Raw genomic sequence first — 15,678 nt, forward strand, 5'->3', positions numbered from 1 at the left:
TTTACTGGTTGACTTCCAGCTCGGCCAGCAGTTCGGCTTCGCGCTCCGATTGCAGGGCGTCCATCAGCTCCTTCAGGTCGCCATCCATGATGAAGCCCAGCTTGTACAGGGTCAGGTTGATGCGATGGTCGGTGCAGCGGCCCTGCGGAAAGTTGTAGGTGCGGATGCGGTCGCTGCGGTCGCCCGAGCCGATCAGGCCCTTGCGCATGGCCGCTTCCTTGGCGGCCCGCTCGCTGCGTTCCTTTTCCTGAATGCGGGCCTGCAGCACCTGCAGGGCCTTGGCCTTGTTGCTGTGCTGGCTGCGGCCGTCCTGGCATTCGGCCACGATGCCGGTGGGCAAGTGCACCACGCGCACGGCCGAATCGGTCTTGTTGATGTGCTGGCCGCCCGCGCCGCTGGCGCGGAAGGTGTCAATGCGCAGGTCAGCCGGATTCAGGGTGATGGCCTGCTGCTCGTCGGGCTCGGGCATCACGGCCACGGTGCAGGCGCTGGTGTGGATGCGGCCCTGCGTTTCGGTCGCGGGGACGCGTTGCACGCGGTGGCCGCCGCTTTCAAAGCGCAAGGTGCCGTATACGTTGTCACCGCCATCGATGCGCAGCACCACTTCCTTGTAGCCGCCGAGTTCTGCTTCGTTGGCGCTCATGATCTCGACCTTCCAGCCCATGCGTTCGGCGTAGCGCGTGTACATGCGGGTGATGTCGCCGGCAAACAGCGCCGATTCGTCGCCGCCCGTGCCTGCCCGCACTTCAACGAAGGCGGGGCGGGCGTCATCCGGGTCCTTGGGCAGCAGCATGCGCTGCAGCTGGGCCGCCAGTTGTTCCAGCTCGGCTTCGCCGTTGGTGATCTCTTCCTGCGCCATGTCGGCCATGTCCGGGTCGGCCAGCATGTCGCGGGCACCGGCGATGTCCGATTCCACCTGCACAAAGCGTGCATAGCGTTCTGCCACGGCGGCCACATCGGTGTGCTCGCGCGAGAGCTTCATGAACTGCGGCATGTTGGCCATGATGTCTTCGCGCGAGAGCAGGAAATCCAGCTCCTTGAGGCGTTCGGCATAGCGTTCCAGCTGCTGGCGGAGGAAGTCTTTCATGATGATTCTTTGTGTCAGATAGCCCTGTAGCGCCCGCCAGATGCGCGGCAGGTAATCAAAAACAGGAGCAAAGAGGAAGGGGAGCGAGGCGAATGGCTGCAGCAAGTGCAGCGTCCGCTACAAGCCGGACTGGCCGCCGCGCTGGTTGCGCAGGAAGAGGCGCGAAACCACATCGGCGGTCTGCGCGCGTGCATCGGCGTCACCCGCGTGCAACTCGGCCATGGTGCCGTGCAGCATCTTCTGCGCAAGGCCGCGCGAGAGGGCTTCGAGCACGGCATCCACATCTTCGCCCTTGGCCAGGCGCTTTTTGGCGCGTTCGATCTCGGCTGCGCGCCAGACGTCGGCCTGCGCGTGAATCTGCTGGATGAGCGGCACCGCGCCGCCTTCGGGGGCGCGCTGGTCCATCCACTGCACGAAGCGCTGCACGCCCGTGTCGATGATGGTTTCGGCCTGCACCACGGCAGCCTGGCGCAGCTCCTGCCCGGCCTTGACGACATGGGCGAGGTCGTCCACGGTGTAGAGATACACATCGCCCAGGTCCTTGACCTCGGCTTCGATATCGCGCGGCACGGCCAGATCGACCATGAAGATCGGGCGGCGCTTGCGCTTTTTGAGTGCGCTTTCCACCGCGCCCAGGCCAATGATGGGCAGGCTGGACGCAGTGCAGCTGATGATGGCGTCGTACTCGTGCAGGTGATCGGGCAGCTCGGACAGGCGCATGGTGCTGGCGCCAAACTGCGCGGCCAGCTTTTCGCCGCGCTCCAGGGTGCGGTTGGCGATGGTGATGTGCGCAGGCTGCTTGGCCGCAAAGTGCGTGGCGCACAGTTCAATCATCTCGCCGGCGCCGACAAACAGGACGCGAATCTTGGTGAGTTCCTCGAACAGCTGGCCTGCGAGGCGCACGGCCGCGGCCGCCATGCTGATGCTGTGCGCGCCGATCTCGGTGGAGGAGCGCACTTCCTTGGCGATGGCAAAGCTGCGCTGGAAGAGCTGGTTGAGCGTGGTGCCCAGCGAGCCGGCGTCTTCGGCGGCTCGCACGGCATTTTTCATCTGGCCGAGAATCTGCGCCTCGCCCAGCACCATGGAGTCGAGCCCGCTGGCCACGCGGAAAGCATGGCGTGCGGCAAAGCCGTCCTGCAGGGAATAGGTGTATTTCTGCAGCGCCTCGGGCGGCAGATTACCGCTTTGGGCCAGCCAGCGCAGGGTGTGGTCCAGCGCTGGCTCGCGGGCAGCGCAGTAAATCTCGGTGCGGTTGCAGGTGGACAGGATGGCGGTTTCCACACCGGCGTGGCTATGCACACCCGAAATCGAGGAGCGCAGACTCTGCAAAGTCGGCGCAATCTTGTCGAGTGCAAATGCAAACCGGCCGCGTATATCGACCGGCGCCGTCGTGTGGTTGATGCCCAGGGCCCAAACTGCCATGGCATGGATTATAAAATCTCTGCCAAACCAGCGCTTGTCGTGTCAGTACCACCTTGACTTATATCAATCACCTCGTTTTATGCCTGCTATCGCCAGCCTGTGGCATCTGTTGAATTTCTGTGCCCCCGCCGCCTTCTTGGCGGTGCTCCTGGTGCTCGCGCGCTGGGTGTTTGCGCGCAAGGCGACACCGCTCCTGCCCTGGTATGGGCAGTTGGCGCTGCATTTTCTGGCTGGATGTGCTGCGCTTTTTGTAGCACTGCTGTGGCAGGGACGCGACGGAAGTGTGGCGGGTTATGCGCTCCTGGTATTGACTCTCACTACCAGTCAGTGGGCCGTGCTGGGTGGCTGGCGGCGTTAGCCCCTTTCAGCTTTACAATTCAGACATAATTGCGGGATGACTTCCGCACAGACCCCGCCAAGCCGCCGTTCCAGGTGGCTTTTCTTTATTGGTTTCTTTGTTGCGGGAGTCGCTGGCGTGGCCCTGATCTGGGGATCGCAGGCCTTGCTGTTTGTCGATACCAATGATTTCCAGCGCGTTGTCGGTCATCTGTACCTGACTCCACTGGGGGACGGCATTCGCTGGGCGCTGCCGGAGCGACCCTTCCGCATGCCTGGCAATCCAGAACTGGCCTCCCATATCTTCACCTTTGCGGGTTGGGTGCAGCGCTACCTGCCGGGGGCGGTTTTCGATATCTCCCGCACTGCGCTGGCGGCCAAGCTGCTGCTGCTGGCGTATGCCGGCGTGCTGGCCTGGCAGTGTGCAGTCGCATTGCAGCGCGGGGCGGTGTGGTGCACGGTGTTTGCCCTGGGCTGGCTGTCCGTGTTCTTCATGGCGCACAACATTGGCATGGCCCAGTCGCTCTATGCCGAATACGCGTGCCTGGTTGCGCTGCCCCTGTTGCTGGTGGGCATGCTGGCATCGCGCCGGACGGTGCGGCTCCTGTGCCTGGGCCTCGGGGCCCTGGTGTGCGGATTGGCCAAGGTGCAGTACTTCTATCTGCCGCTGCTGGCGCTGGTGTGCGTGTGGGCTGCCAGCCGGTGGCAGCGGATGGTGCCCGACAGGGCACTCCTCAAGCTGCTGTTTGCCGTACAGGTGGTGTGTCTGGTGCCCTTGCTGATCGGCAAGAATGCGGGGCTCAATGCCTACCATGGGGTGTATCTGGGCTCGTACATGGTGCTGACGCCTGCGCAGCTTGATGGCCTGGGCGTGCCGGCAGACCGGCGCGCCTGCATTGGTGTGGATGCCTGGGGCAATGCGCTCTCCGGCCCGGGCGGCACCCAGGTGCAGCACACCGAGCACACCTGCTACCCCGTCACGCCCAAGCTGGGCAAGGCCGACGTGCTGCGGCCCTACCTGCACCATCCGCAAGTTCTGTGGCGCCTGGCCGAATATGCGTTGCCCAGCCATTTCACGGTGCAGTACTTCCATGTGTTTCCTGGAAATTTCTACCTCAGGCGGGTGGAAGGCGGAGCACCTGGGGTGACGGACCTGCTGCTGCGCATGACCGAAGTGCGCGAGCGCACCATCACGCCGCTGGCGCCGCTGTTCCTGCTGGGCTCCCTGCTGCTTTTTGCAGCCAGCCGCAGCCGCCATGCCAGCGGGCTCCGTCAGCTGGCGACGGGAGGCCTGCTGCTGGGGCTGTTTGTGGTGTCGCAGCTCATCATCGTGCTGCTGGGCGAAGGCGTGCGTGACATGAGCAAGCATCTATGGGCAGCCCAGCTGGCGCTTGATATGCTGGTGGTTTTGACCGCGTTGCAGTGCCTGGGGTGGCTGTGGGTGTGGAGGCGCCGCAAGGCAGCAGGGCATGCCCCGGAGATACCGGTGCCTGTGCTGTCGGGAATGCTCGGCGCCCATCAAAAAAGTGAGTAGCTGGCGCTTGCGGTAAAAGGGTTCTTGGTAGTTTTGTCGTTATAAATGAGGCAGAGCTTGCGCTGCCAGCTTCTCTTTTGATAACAACCTGTGGGAGACATTCGATGAAGAAATTTGTGCAGATCGGCCTGTCCGTTGTGGCTGGGCTGGCATTTGTGACCGCCGCGCAGGCACAGCAGCCGTTTCCCTCCAAGCCGATACGCGTCGTCATCGGCTTTCCGGCTGGCGGCCCGCTGGACCAGCATGCCCGTCTGCTGACCGACAAGCTCCAGGGCGTGCTGGGCCAGCCCATCATCGTGGATTACAAGCCCGGCGCAGGTGGCGCGGTGGGTGCGCAGGATGTGATGAAGTCGCCCGCTGACGGCTACACCTTGATGCTCGCCAATACTGGCGTGATGGTGATCAACCCCGCGCTCTATCCGAAGCTGCCTTACAGCACCTTGAAGGACTTCACGCCTGTGGCGCGCACGGCCATGCAGCCGCTGGCGTTGCTGGTCAACAACAAGGTGCCGGCCCAGAATCTGCAGGAGTTCATTGCCTACGCCAAGGCCAATCCGGGCAAGGTCAACTTCGGCTCGGCGGGCAATGGCGGCATCAGCCATCTGGTGCCCGAGATGTTCAAGAGCACGACCGGCCTTGATCTGGTCCATATCCCTTACAAAGGCAGCGCACCGGCTTTCACCGATCTGGTGGGTGGCCAGGTGCAGTTCATGGCCGAGAGCATTCCGCAGGCTGCCGCCTACCACAAGCAGGGCAAGGTGCGCGCGCTGGCCGTGACCAGCAAGGATCGCAACCCAGCGCTGCCCGAAGTGCCCACGGCTATCGAGAGCGGGCTCAAGGGCTTCGAGGTGGTGGGCTTCTACGGTTTCCTCGCCCCCACTGGTACGCCCAAGGAGGTGGTGGCCAAGCTCAGCAGTGCCTTTGGCCAGGTGATGCAGATGCCCGACGTGCGCGGGCGAATGGTGGAGCAGGGTGCCGATCCTGCTTTCCTGGGCGCCGAAGAGTTCGCCAAATTCCTGGCGGGCGAAATGCCGCGCTGGGCGGCGGCCGTCAAGGCATCGGGTACCAAGATGGACTGAGGCCAGGCGCTTTGGCAAAAAGCCCGGCATTGCCGGGCTTTTTTGTGCGTGCGATCAAGGCAGGAGCAGTCTGCGCACGTCACTCCATGGTTCTTATGATTCTCATCCCAAAATCAGAGGGAGCAAACGCTGTACGCTCCATTTTTCATAGCTTCGGACCGTCCTGGGCGGGGCTGAACAGGTCCACCCGGTCGGTGATGATGCCGTCCGTGTCCAGATCGATCAGGCGCTGGGCGGCCCATTCGTCATTGACGGTGTAGCTGCTGCAGTAGAGGCCAGCGGCGTGTACCTTGGCCACCAGCGCGGCGTTCCACAGCGCATGGTTGAGCACCAGGGCCTGGCAGCCCAGTTCCACAGCCAGTTGTAGGTCAGCCTCGCCCGTGCCGTCGGCAAACTTGTCCACCAGCAGGCCTCGCGGGATGTGCGGCGCAACCTCGCGGGCTCCCCGCAGCGAATCGGGCTTGAACGAGGTGAAAAGCGGTGGCACCACAGTTGGGGGCCAGATGCGGTTCATCAGCGCGCCGGTGGCGCGGCCGGTTTCCAACTCCTGTCCGGGCGTGGGCTTGATCTCCACATTGAGGAAATAGTGGTTGGCCAGGCACCAACGGGCCAGGGCTTCCAGCGTGGGCAGGTTTTCGCCCGCATGGCTGCGCGAATGCCAACTGCCGGCATCAAGCTGGGCCAGCGCGCCCATGCTGAGGTCACTGCCCGTGCCCTGGGCGTTGGTGGTGCGCTTGAGGTCCGCATCGTGCATTAGAAACAGCACTCCGTCGCTGCTGAGCTTGGCGTCGCATTCAAACATCCGGTAGCCGAACGAGGCGCCCAGACGGAAGGCGCTCATGGTGTTTTCGGGTGCAAGCCTGCCAGCGCCTCGGTGGGCGATCCAGCGGGGATAGGGCCAGTGGGTGGAGGGTGTCATGGCGTTCTCGATTACTATCAAATTAGTAGCTATTGGCCCTTGAGAAATGGGCACAAAAGCTGTGTTTGGCTATAGACCTTCGGCAAAAGCAGCAACCGCAGTGCGTAAAAAAGCGCCGCAAAGTATGAGTTTGGGCGCTTGTTGGTGCTGTGGGTTGTATGGCGGGCCGCGGTGGTTGCTTCAGAAAAGGCCTGAGGCGCCGCACATCGACCCGCCATTGTTTTAGATACGCTTGCCGGTTTCGGCGTTGAACCAGTGCAGGCGGTCTTCGCGTGCCTGGATCCGCGCCGTCTCGCCGGGCTTGGGGTAGGCCTGGCCTTCTTCCACGCGCACGGTCAGGTCTTCGCCGCCCACCTTGCCATACAGCAGGCGTTCTGCGCCCAGCAGCTCGACGGTGTCCACCTTGAATTCCCAGCCGCCCGAAGGCACCAGGTCGATGTGCTCAGGGCGGATACCCAGAATCTGGCCAGACTTGCCACCAGGGGCATTCTTGAGCAGGTTCATCGGGGGCGAGCCGATGAAGCCGGCCACAAAGGTGGAGGCGGGGGTGTGGTAGACCTCTTCGGGGGTGCCGAACTGCTCCACATTGCCGCCGTTCATCACAATCATGCGCTGGGCCAGGGTCATCGCCTCGACCTGGTCGTGGGTCACGAACAGGCTGGTGATACCCAGCTCGGCGTGCAGCTTCTGGATTTCGATACGGGTCTGGCCGCGCAGCTTGGCGTCCAGGTTGGAGAGGGGCTCGTCAAACAAAAAGACCTGGGGCTGGCGCACGATGGCGCGGCCCATGGCCACGCGCTGGCGCTGGCCGCCCGACAGCTGGCGCGGCTTGCGGTCCAGCAGGTGCGACAGCTCCAGAATCTTGGCAGCCTTGTCCACGCGGCGCTTGATCTCGTCCTCGGGCACCTTGGCGAGCTTCAGGCCATAGGCCATGTTCTCGTAGTTGCTCATGTGCGGGTAGAGCGCATAGTTCTGGAACACCATGGCGATGTTGCGCTTGGCGGGCTCCAGGTTGTTGACGACCTGGTCGCCGATCATCAGGTCACCGCCGGTGATCTCTTCCAGGCCCGCGATCATGCGCAGCAGGGTCGATTTGCCGCAGCCCGACGGGCCGACCAGCACGATGAATTCGCCGTCCTTGATTTCGGCGTTGACGCCGTGGATGACGGGCACGGCAGACTTGCCGCTGCCATAGCGTTTGACGATGTTCTTGAGAGAGATGGAAGCCATAACGGGTTTTTTTTCAATCGGTCAAAGATGGTGGATGGGCAAGACGGGGGATTACTTTTCGGTATCCACCAGGCCTTTGACAAACCACTTTTGCATCAGCATCACCACCAGGGTTGGTGGCAGCATGGCGAGGATGGCCGTGGCCATCACGATGTTCCAGTCGATGGCAGCTTCACCGCCGCCAGCAACCATGCGCTTGATGCCCACGACAACGGGGTACATGTCCTCCGAGGTGGTCATCAGAAGCGGCCACAGGTACTGGTTCCAGCCGTAGATGAACTGGATCACGAACAGGGCCGCGATCGAGGTCTTGGACAGGGGCACCAGGATGTCCTTGAAAAAGCGCATGGCGCCGGCGCCGTCAATGCGCGCGGCCTCCACCAACTCGTCCGGTACCGTCAGAAAGAACTGGCGGAACAGGAAGGTGGCGGTTGCCGAAGCGATCAGCGGCAGCGACAAGCCGGCGTAGCTGTTGAGCAGGCCCAGCTCGGCCACGACCTTGTACGTGGGCAGGATACGCACTTCCACAGGCAGCATCAGCGTCAGGAAGATCGCCCAGAAGCAGACCATCTTGAAGGGAAAGCGGAAGTAGACGATGGCGAACGCCGACAGCAGCGAGATCGCGATCTTGCCCACGGTGATGATGATGGCCACGACAAAGCTCACCCACATCATGTGCACCACATTGGTGTTGGAGCCCAGCTTGCCGGAGCCGATCAGCGCTTCCTTGTAGTTTTCCCACATATGGGTGCCGGGCAGCAGCGGCATGGGCGCCTGCACGATCTCGGTGGAGGTGTGCGTCGAAGCCACCAGCGCCAGATACAGCGGAAAGGCCACGATGGCCACGCCGAGGATGAGTACGGCGTGCGAGAAGAAATTGAGCCAGGGGTTGCGGTCCACCATGATCAGTACTGCACTTTCTTTTCAACGTAGCGGAACTGGATCACCGTCAGCACAACCACAATACACATCAGAATTACGGACTGTGCCGCCGAGCCGCCCAGGTCGAGCGCCTTGAAGCCATCCAGATACACCTTGTAGACCAGGATCGACGTCGACTGGCCAGGGCCGCCGTGGGTGGCCGCATCGATGATGCCGAAGGTGTCAAAGAAGGCGTAGACGATGTTGATCACCAGCAGGAAGAAGGTGGTGGGCGAGAGCAGTGGCAGCTGGATGTTCCAGAAGCGGCGCCATGGACCGGCACCATCAATGGAGGCCGCTTCAATCAGTGCCTTGGGGATGGACTGCAGGCCAGCCAGGAAGAACAGGAAGTTGTACGAGATCTGCTTCCACACCGAGGCCAGCACGATCAGCGCCATGGCCTGGTTTTCATTCATCAGGTGGTTCCAGGTGTAGCCCAGCTTGCCCAGGAAATATGACACCACGCCCAGCGATGGCGAGAACATGAAGATCCACAGCACACCAGCGATCACGGGCGCCACGGCATAGGGAATGATGAGCATGGTCTTGTAGACCATGGCGAAGCGCACGATGCGATCCGCAAAAATGGCAAGTGCCAGCGAAGTGGCAATGCCGATACCCGCCACCAGTACCGAGAAGAGAGCGGTGCGGTAGAACGAGTCGAGATAGGTGGGGTCGGCGAAGAGGGTGCGGAAGTTGTCGAGACCGACCCATTCCGTACTCATGCCGAAAGCGTCTTCCATCTGGAACGACTGCAGCACTGCCTGCGCGGCGGGCCAGAAAAAGAAAATGCCGATGATCAGCAACTGCGGGGTAATCAGCACCCAGGGCAGCCACTTGGATCGGAAAAGGACGCGTTTTTCCATGATGGAGCTTAAAAACAAAAAAGCCGCCGGAGCATTTTTCAGCGTCCGGAGGGCGGGATCAGGCCTGCATCCACCCTGTGTAGACAGGGTAGATGCGAGTCCGTGAAAGGATTACTTCTTGTACGATTTCTCGAAGCGGGCGAGCAGTTCATTGCCGCGGGTCACGATGGAGTCCAGCGCTTCCTTGCCGCTCTTCTTGCCAGCCCAGACCTGTTCGAGTTCTTCGTCCTCGATGGTACGGATCTGCACATAGTTGCCCAGGCGGATACCGCGCGAGTTGTCGGTCACCTTGCGGATCATCTGCGTCACGGCCGTGTCGGTGCCTGGGTTCTTCTGGTAGAAGCCGGACTTTTCGGTCAGGTCATAGGCAGCCATGGTCACAGGCAGGTAGCCGGTGCGCTGGTGCGAAGCGGCCTGCACCTTGGTCTGCGACAGGAATTCGAAGAACTTGGCCACGCCCTTGTAGTGCTCGGCCGACTTGCCAGCCATCACCCACAGCGAGGCGCCGCCGATGACGGTGTTCTGTGGCGCGCCTTTGACATCGGGGTAGTAAGGCAGGGTCGACAAGCCGTAGGCGAACTTGGCATTCTTGGCCACGTCCCCATAGAAGCCCGACGAGGTCTGGATCATTGCGCACTCACCAGCAGTGAACGATGCCTGGGGAATCGAGCCACGGCCCTTGTAGACAAACTCGCCTGCCTTGGCGGCAGCAGCCAGATTGTCGATGTGCTTGACGTGCAGTGGAGAATTGATCTTCATGCGCGCCTTGTAGCCATTGGCGCTCAGGCCGTTCTGCTCGGTGGCGAACTCGACGTTGTGCCAGGTGGAGAAGGACTCCAGCTGGGTCCAGCCCTGCCATGCCAGGGTCATGGGGCAGCTGTGGCCGCTGGCCTTGAGCTTTTTGGCGGCTTCAAACACTTCAGGCCAGGTGGTGGGGGCCTTGTCGGGGTTCAGGCCGGCCTTCTTGAAGGCGTCCTTGTTGTAATAGAAGATGGTGGTCGAGCTGTTGAACGGGAAGCTCAGCATCTGGCCGTTGGGGGCGGTGTAGTAACCGGCCACGGCAGGGATGTAGGCCTTGGGGTCGAACGACACGCCAGCGTCGGCCATTACCTTGCCCACGGGCACCGAGGCGCCCTTGGATGCCATCATCGTGGCGGTGCCCACTTCAAACACCTGCAAAACGTCTGGCGCATTGCCCGAGCGGAAGGCCGCGATGGCTGCGGTCATCGATTCGTCGTAGGTGCCCTTGTAGGTAGGAACAATCTTGTATTCCTTCTGGCTTTCGTTGAACTCCTTGGCCAGATCGTTGACCCACTCATTGTTCACGGCGGTCATGGAATGCCACCATTGGATGTCGGTGACTGCATGGGCGGACAGGCTCGTGGTGGCTGCGATACCGGCAGCGATGGCCAAACGCTTGAAGTGCATGAATGCTCCTGGGTTATGAAAAACGCTCAAAAACGAATCGTATGAGGCGTTTGTGAATGTTCTGTGACGTTGTGGCATATCGCCGTTGGTGAAGCAACTGGGGAAACCCGGTTGTACAGGCATACAGCGTCAACAAATACAAGACGTTACGATTGTAAGACAGGCTGTATTCTAGGTTGAAAGAAAAAATGTAACCACCCGGGAATTTGCCTAGTCCATCGTTGGGGGTGTCACACAAGGCAGTCAAACATCTGTGTTAGGCATGACCGGCCCTGATTAAATGCTCAAATTCGATCAAATGAGAAAAATAGAGAAAAATTCCTGTTCTTGGCAAAAGGCTTTGATGGTCAAGAACTGGAGCGGCCTATCTGCTTTTGCAGGCTACAGCCATGCGTAATTGCCCCATGTCATAAAATCGGTGCCCCCACTGCCAACTCCCAGGGAGCCCCACGCTCCCATACAGGTTTCATCCATGAATGCACCGATTGCGCTGGCCACCTTGCAAGCACAGGTCGACGGGCCAGCCCGTCTCCGCGAGATTCCCTACAACTACACCTCGTTCTCCGACCGTGAAATCGTGATTCGCCTGCTGGGTTTCGACGCATGGAACCTGCTGGGCCAACTGCGCCAGGAGCGCAAGACGGGCCGTTCGGCCCGCATGCTCTACGAAGTGCTGGGCGATATCTGGGTGGTGCAGCGCAACCCCTACCTGCAGGACGATCTGCTGCACAACCCCGGCCGCCGCAAGCAGTTGGTGGAAGCCTTGCACCACCGCCTGGCTGAAGTGCAGAAGCGCCGCGCACCCGCAGAAGACGCCGCGCGCGATGCGCTGGTGGGGCAGTTGATCGAAGCGGCCCAGGTCGCAGTGTCCGAGTTCGACACAACCTTGCAGGAGGCGACCGAGCTGCGCCGCAAGGTGCAGCGCGCCCTGGGGCGCATCACGGCCAAGGACAATATCAAGTTCGATGGCCTCTCGCGCGTGAGCCATGTGACCGATGCCACCGACTGGCGCGTCGAATACCCCTTTGTGGTGCTGACACCCGATGGCGAAGAAGAAATTGCGGGGCTCGTCCGGGCCTGTATCGAGCTGGGTCTGACCATCGTGCCGCGCGGCGGCGGCACCGGCTATACAGGCGGTGCGATTCCGCTGACCTGGCGCAGCGCGGTCATCAATACCGAAAAGCTGGAAAAGATGACTGAGGTGGAGATGGTGTCTCTGCCCGGCGTGGACCACCCGGTGCCCACCGTCTGGTCGCAGGCTGGTGTGGTGACGCAGCGCGTTGCCGATGCGGCCGAGCGCGGCGGCTTTGTGTTTGCCGTGGACCCGACATCGATCGAGGCATCGTGCATTGGCGGCAACATCGCCATGAATGCGGGCGGCAAGAAGGCCGTTCTCTGGGGGACGGCGCTGGACAACCTGGCCAGCTGGCGCATGGTGACGCCGGATGCGCAGTGGCTGGAGGTGACGCGCCTGCACCACAACCTGGGCAAGATCCACGACGCCGAGATGGCCAGCTTCGAACTGAAGTACCTCGATGCCGAGGGCAAGAAGCTGCTGCGCACGGAGCGCCTCGACATTCCAGGCTACAAGTTCCGCAAGGAAGGCCTGGGCAAGGATGTGACCGACAAGTTCCTCTCGGGCCTGCCGGGCGTGCAGAAGGAAGGCACGGATGGCCTCATCACCAGCGCGCGCTGGGTGGTGCACCGCATGCCGGAGCACACCCGCACGGTGTGCCTGGAGTTTTTTGGCAATGCCAAGGATGCGGTGCCTTCGATCGTCGAGATCAAGGACTATATGTTCGCCGAGCAAAAGCGCTCGGGTGTGCTGCTGGCGGGGCTAGAGCACCTGGATGACCGCTACCTGAAGGCTGTGGGCTATGCCACCAAGAGCAAGAAGCATGGCGGCCTGCCCAAGATGGTGCTGTTTGGCGACATCGTGGGCGACAACCCGGACGACGTGGCACGCGTGACGAGCGAAGTGGTGCGCATCGCCAATTCGCGCAGTGGCGAAGGCTTCATTGCCATCAGCCCCGAGGCACGCAAGAAATTCTGGCTGGACCGCAAGCGCACGGCGGCCATCAGCCGCCACACCAACGCCTTCAAGATCAACGAAGACGTGGTGATTCCGCTGCCGCGTATGGCCGAATACACCGATGGCATCGAGCGCATCAATATCGAACTGTCGCTGCAGAACAAGATCAAGCTGTGCGACGAGTTGCACGCCTTTTTTGCCAATGGCCAACTGCCGCTGGGCAAGCAGGACGATGCGAGCGAGATTCCGTCCGCCGAGCTGCTGGAAGACCGCGTGGCGCAGGCCCTGTCGCTGGTGACCGAGGTGCATGGACGCTGGCAGGGCTGGCTGAACAACGTGGAAGGCCAGTTCCGGCTGTTGCAGGACCATACCCTGCGCGCCAGCTGGAAGGCCGATCTGCGCGCGCCGCTGGCTGCGATCTTCACCGGCTCGGCCTACCAGCCGATCATGGACGAGGTGGTGGCCATTCACCAGCGTGTGCTCAAGGGCCGCGTGTTCGTGGCACTGCACATGCACGCGGGGGACGGCAATGTGCACACCAACCTGCCCGTCAACAGCGATGACTACGAGATGCTCACCACGGCCCATGCGGCGGTGGCGCGCATCATGACCCTGGCTCGCAGCCTGGGTGGGGTGATCTCGGGCGAGCATGGCATTGGCATCACCAAGCTGGAGTTTCTGAGCGACGACGAACTGCGCCCCTTTGCCGAGTACAAGGCCAAGATCGACCCGCACGGCCACTTCAACAAGGGCAAGCTGCTGCGCCCCGAAGAGCGCCGCCTGCTGCTGGAGCAGACCTATGCCGGCGACAAATCGCGCAAGTCGCTGATGTATGCCGATCTGACCAATGCCTACACGCCGTCGTTTGGCCTGATGGGGCATGAATCGCTCATCATGCAGCAAAGCCATATCGGCGCGATTGCCGATTCGGTCAAGGACTGCCTGCGCTGCGGCAAGTGCAAGCCGGTGTGCGCCACCCATGTGCCGCGCGCCAACCTGTTGTATTCGCCGCGCAACAAGATTCTGGCGACATCACTGCTGGTGGAGGCATTCCTCTACGAGGAACAGACGCGCCGTGGCGTGTCCATCCGCCATTGGCAGGAGTTTGAGGACGTGTCGGACCACTGCACGGTCTGCCACAAATGCGCCACGCCATGCCCGGTCAAGATCGACTTTGGCGACGTGACCATGAACATGCGCAACCTGCTGCGCCAGATGGGCAAGAAGAGCTTCCGCCCCGGCAATAAGGTGGCGATGGCCATGCTCAATGCCACCAATCCCGATACCATCAAGCTGCTGCGCAAGACCATGGTGGGCGTGGGCTTCAAGGCCCAGCGGCTGGCCGTTGATGTGCTCAAGGGGCTGGGCAGACGCCAGACCGCGCACCCGCCAGCGAGTGTCGGCACTGCACCGATCAAGGAGCAGGTGATCCACTTCGTCAACAAGAAGCTGCCTGGCGGCTTGCCCAAGCAGACGGCGCGTGCCTTGCTCGACATCGAGAACAAGGACTACGTGCCCATCATCCGCGACCCGAAAACCACCAATTCGGAGACCGAGGCAGTGTTCTACTTCCCCGGTTGCGGCTCGGAGCGCCTGTTCAGCCAGGTGGGCCTGGCCACGCAGGCCATGCTGTGGCATGCCGGTGTGCAGACCGTGCTGCCGCCGGGTTACCTGTGCTGCGGTTATCCACAGCGCGGCAGCGGCCAGTTCGACAAGGCCGAGAAGATGATCACCGACAACCGGGTGCTGTTCCATCGCGTGGCAACCACGCTCAACTACCTGGACATCAAGACCGTGGTGGTGAGCTGCGGTACCTGCTACGACCAGCTGCAGGGCTACCAGTTCGACAAGATCTTCCCGGGCTGCCGCATCATCGACATCCATGAATACCTGCTGGAGAAGGGTGTGACCTTGCAGGGCAAGAGCGCGTACCTGTACCACGACCCCTGCCATACGCCGATGAAGCAGCAGGATCCGATGAAAACCGTGAAGGCGCTGGTGGGCGACAACGTGCTCAAGAGCGAGCGCTGCTGCGGCGAATCGGGCACGCTGGGCGTGACCCGTCCCGATATCTCGACCCAGATCCGTTTTCGCAAGACCGAAGAAATCCGCAAGGGCGAGGCTCAGTTGCGCGACGAAGGCAAGGTGGACGCCAAGGACAACGTCAAGATCCTGACCAGTTGCCCGAGCTGCCTGCAGGGCCTCAACCGCTACCAGGACGATCTGCAGAACGGCCTGCTGGAGGCCGATTACATCGTCGTCGAGATGGCGCGCGAGATTCTGGGCGAAAACTGGATGCCCGAATACGTGCAGCGCGCCAACAACGGCGGCATTGAACGGGTGCTGGTATGACGAATCCTGCCATCGAACCGAACCCCGGTTGCCCGCTGTGCCACGGCACAGGCGGCCGCCTGGTGTGGCAGGGCGCCCGCGCGGGCGGCGCCTTGCGTGTCATCCATGCGCAAGAAGCGGGTTTTCCTGCTTTTTATCGTGTGGTCTGGGCCGCGCATGTGGCGGAGTTCTCCGCTCTGCCTGCCGAGCAGCGCCAGTGGTGCATGGATGCCGTCGTGGCCGTGGAGCTGGCGCTGCGCGCAATGACTCCTGCGCCCCGCAAGATCAATGTGGCGGCGCTGGGTAATATGGTGCCGCATCTGCATTGGCATGTGATTGCCCGCTACAGCGACGACAGCCACTTTCCGGGCTCGGTATGGGCTGCGGTGCAGCGCGAGCGCAGCGTTGCACTGGAGGCTGAACTGGCCGCGCAGCTGCCTGCCGCCGAGGCGCGCATGGTTGCGGCGCTCGAGCGCCTGGTTGCGTCATAATT

The 15,678-nt window shown here is 62.0% G+C and carries 12 protein-coding genes; 5 read left to right on the forward strand and 7 right to left on the reverse strand.

Features of this window, described 5'->3' with window-relative positions; genetic code table 11:
* Position 1: 1 nt before the first annotated feature.
* On the reverse strand, positions 2 to 1,087 hold the full coding sequence (gene prfA, locus ACH2DG_RS08765) for a peptide chain release factor 1 (RefSeq protein ID WP_395025541.1): 1,086 nt from the start codon (positions 1,085 to 1,087) through the stop codon (positions 2 to 4).
* Between the two features lie 117 nt (positions 1,088 to 1,204).
* Positions 1,205 to 2,509 (reverse strand): glutamyl-tRNA reductase, encoded by a 1,305-nt coding sequence (gene hemA, locus ACH2DG_RS08770; protein WP_395025542.1) that lies wholly within the window; start codon positions 2,507 to 2,509, stop codon positions 1,205 to 1,207.
* A gap of 79 nt (positions 2,510 to 2,588) precedes the next feature.
* On the opposite strand from hemA, the gene ACH2DG_RS08775 reads away from it, so the two are divergent.
* From ACH2DG_RS08775 to ACH2DG_RS08785, 3 genes are all read left to right on the forward strand, one after another.
* Positions 2,589 to 2,867, forward strand: a complete 279-nt coding sequence (locus ACH2DG_RS08775) for a hypothetical protein (protein WP_395025543.1) — start codon at positions 2,589 to 2,591, stop codon at positions 2,865 to 2,867.
* Positions 2,868 to 2,984: 117 nt separating this feature from the next.
* Entirely contained in the window at positions 2,985 to 4,379 is a 1,395-nt protein-coding gene (locus tag ACH2DG_RS08780) for a hypothetical protein (protein ID WP_395025544.1), read from the forward strand.
* A 104-nt stretch (positions 4,380 to 4,483) separates the two neighbouring features.
* Entirely contained in the window at positions 4,484 to 5,458 is a 975-nt protein-coding gene (locus ACH2DG_RS08785; RefSeq protein WP_395025546.1) for a Bug family tripartite tricarboxylate transporter substrate binding protein, read from the forward strand.
* A 145-nt stretch (positions 5,459 to 5,603) separates the two neighbouring features.
* Here ACH2DG_RS08785 and ugpQ read toward each other — a convergent pair whose 3' ends face one another.
* The 5 genes from ugpQ to ugpB form a co-directional block, all read right to left on the reverse strand.
* Entirely contained in the window at positions 5,604 to 6,377 is a 774-nt protein-coding gene (gene ugpQ, locus ACH2DG_RS08790) for a glycerophosphodiester phosphodiesterase (protein ID WP_395025547.1), read from the reverse strand.
* Between the two features lie 222 nt (positions 6,378 to 6,599).
* Positions 6,600 to 7,607, reverse strand: coding sequence for a sn-glycerol-3-phosphate import ATP-binding protein UgpC (locus tag ACH2DG_RS08795; RefSeq protein ID WP_395025549.1), 1,008 nt, complete (start codon positions 7,605 to 7,607; stop codon positions 6,600 to 6,602).
* A gap of 51 nt (positions 7,608 to 7,658) precedes the next feature.
* A complete protein-coding gene (ugpE, locus tag ACH2DG_RS08800; protein WP_395025550.1) occupies positions 7,659 to 8,510 on the reverse strand; it encodes a sn-glycerol-3-phosphate ABC transporter permease UgpE in 852 nt (283 codons plus the stop codon).
* A gap of 2 nt (positions 8,511 to 8,512) precedes the next feature.
* Positions 8,513 to 9,394 (reverse strand): sn-glycerol-3-phosphate ABC transporter permease UgpA, encoded by an 882-nt coding sequence (gene ugpA, locus ACH2DG_RS08805; RefSeq protein ID WP_395025551.1) that lies wholly within the window; start codon positions 9,392 to 9,394, stop codon positions 8,513 to 8,515.
* Positions 9,395 to 9,505: 111 nt separating this feature from the next.
* The gene (gene ugpB / locus ACH2DG_RS08810; RefSeq protein WP_395025553.1) at positions 9,506 to 10,822 is read right to left on the reverse strand and encodes a sn-glycerol-3-phosphate ABC transporter substrate-binding protein UgpB; all 1,317 of its coding nucleotides are present in this window, start codon (positions 10,820 to 10,822) and stop codon (positions 9,506 to 9,508) included.
* A gap of 472 nt (positions 10,823 to 11,294) precedes the next feature.
* On the opposite strand from ugpB, the gene ACH2DG_RS08815 reads away from it, so the two are divergent.
* Together ACH2DG_RS08815 and ACH2DG_RS08820 are read left to right on the forward strand one after the other, a co-directional pair.
* Positions 11,295 to 15,206 (forward strand): DUF3683 domain-containing protein, encoded by a 3,912-nt coding sequence (locus ACH2DG_RS08815; RefSeq protein ID WP_395025554.1) that lies wholly within the window; start codon positions 11,295 to 11,297, stop codon positions 15,204 to 15,206.
* Entirely contained in the window at positions 15,203 to 15,676 is a 474-nt protein-coding gene (locus tag ACH2DG_RS08820; protein ID WP_395025556.1) for an HIT family protein, read from the forward strand. The genes ACH2DG_RS08815 and ACH2DG_RS08820 overlap by 4 nt, the downstream gene beginning before the upstream one ends.
* The last annotated feature ends 2 nt before the right edge of the window (positions 15,677 to 15,678 follow it).

Origin of the sequence: Comamonas odontotermitis (assembly GCF_040396735.1) — a bacterium.
In the GTDB taxonomy this organism is placed as follows: domain Bacteria; phylum Pseudomonadota; class Gammaproteobacteria; order Burkholderiales; family Burkholderiaceae_C; genus Comamonas; species Comamonas odontotermitis_C.

What these genes read in the sequence shown, in the direction of transcription:
- prfA (WP_395025541.1), bottom strand. Translation starts at nt 1,087, where the DNA reads ATGAAAGACTTCCTCCGCCAGCAGCTGGAACGCTATGCCGAACGCCTC.
- hemA (WP_395025542.1), bottom strand. Translation starts at nt 2,509, where the DNA reads ATGGCAGTTTGGGCCCTGGGCATCAACCACACGACGGCGCCGGTCGAT.
- ACH2DG_RS08775 (WP_395025543.1), top strand. Translation starts at nt 2,589, where the DNA reads ATGCCTGCTATCGCCAGCCTGTGGCATCTGTTGAATTTCTGTGCCCCC.
- ACH2DG_RS08785 (WP_395025546.1), top strand. Translation starts at nt 4,484, where the DNA reads ATGAAGAAATTTGTGCAGATCGGCCTGTCCGTTGTGGCTGGGCTGGCA.
- ugpQ (WP_395025547.1), bottom strand. Translation starts at nt 6,377, where the DNA reads ATGACACCCTCCACCCACTGGCCCTATCCCCGCTGGATCGCCCACCGA.
- ACH2DG_RS08795 (WP_395025549.1), bottom strand. Translation starts at nt 7,607, where the DNA reads ATGGCTTCCATCTCTCTCAAGAACATCGTCAAACGCTATGGCAGCGGC.
- ugpE (WP_395025550.1), bottom strand. Translation starts at nt 8,510, where the DNA reads ATGGTGGACCGCAACCCCTGGCTCAATTTCTTCTCGCACGCCGTACTC.
- ugpA (WP_395025551.1), bottom strand. Translation starts at nt 9,394, where the DNA reads ATGGAAAAACGCGTCCTTTTCCGATCCAAGTGGCTGCCCTGGGTGCTG.
- ugpB (WP_395025553.1), bottom strand. Translation starts at nt 10,822, where the DNA reads ATGCACTTCAAGCGTTTGGCCATCGCTGCCGGTATCGCAGCCACCACG.
- ACH2DG_RS08815 (WP_395025554.1), top strand. Translation starts at nt 11,295, where the DNA reads ATGAATGCACCGATTGCGCTGGCCACCTTGCAAGCACAGGTCGACGGG.
- ACH2DG_RS08820 (WP_395025556.1), top strand. Translation starts at nt 15,203, where the DNA reads ATGACGAATCCTGCCATCGAACCGAACCCCGGTTGCCCGCTGTGCCAC.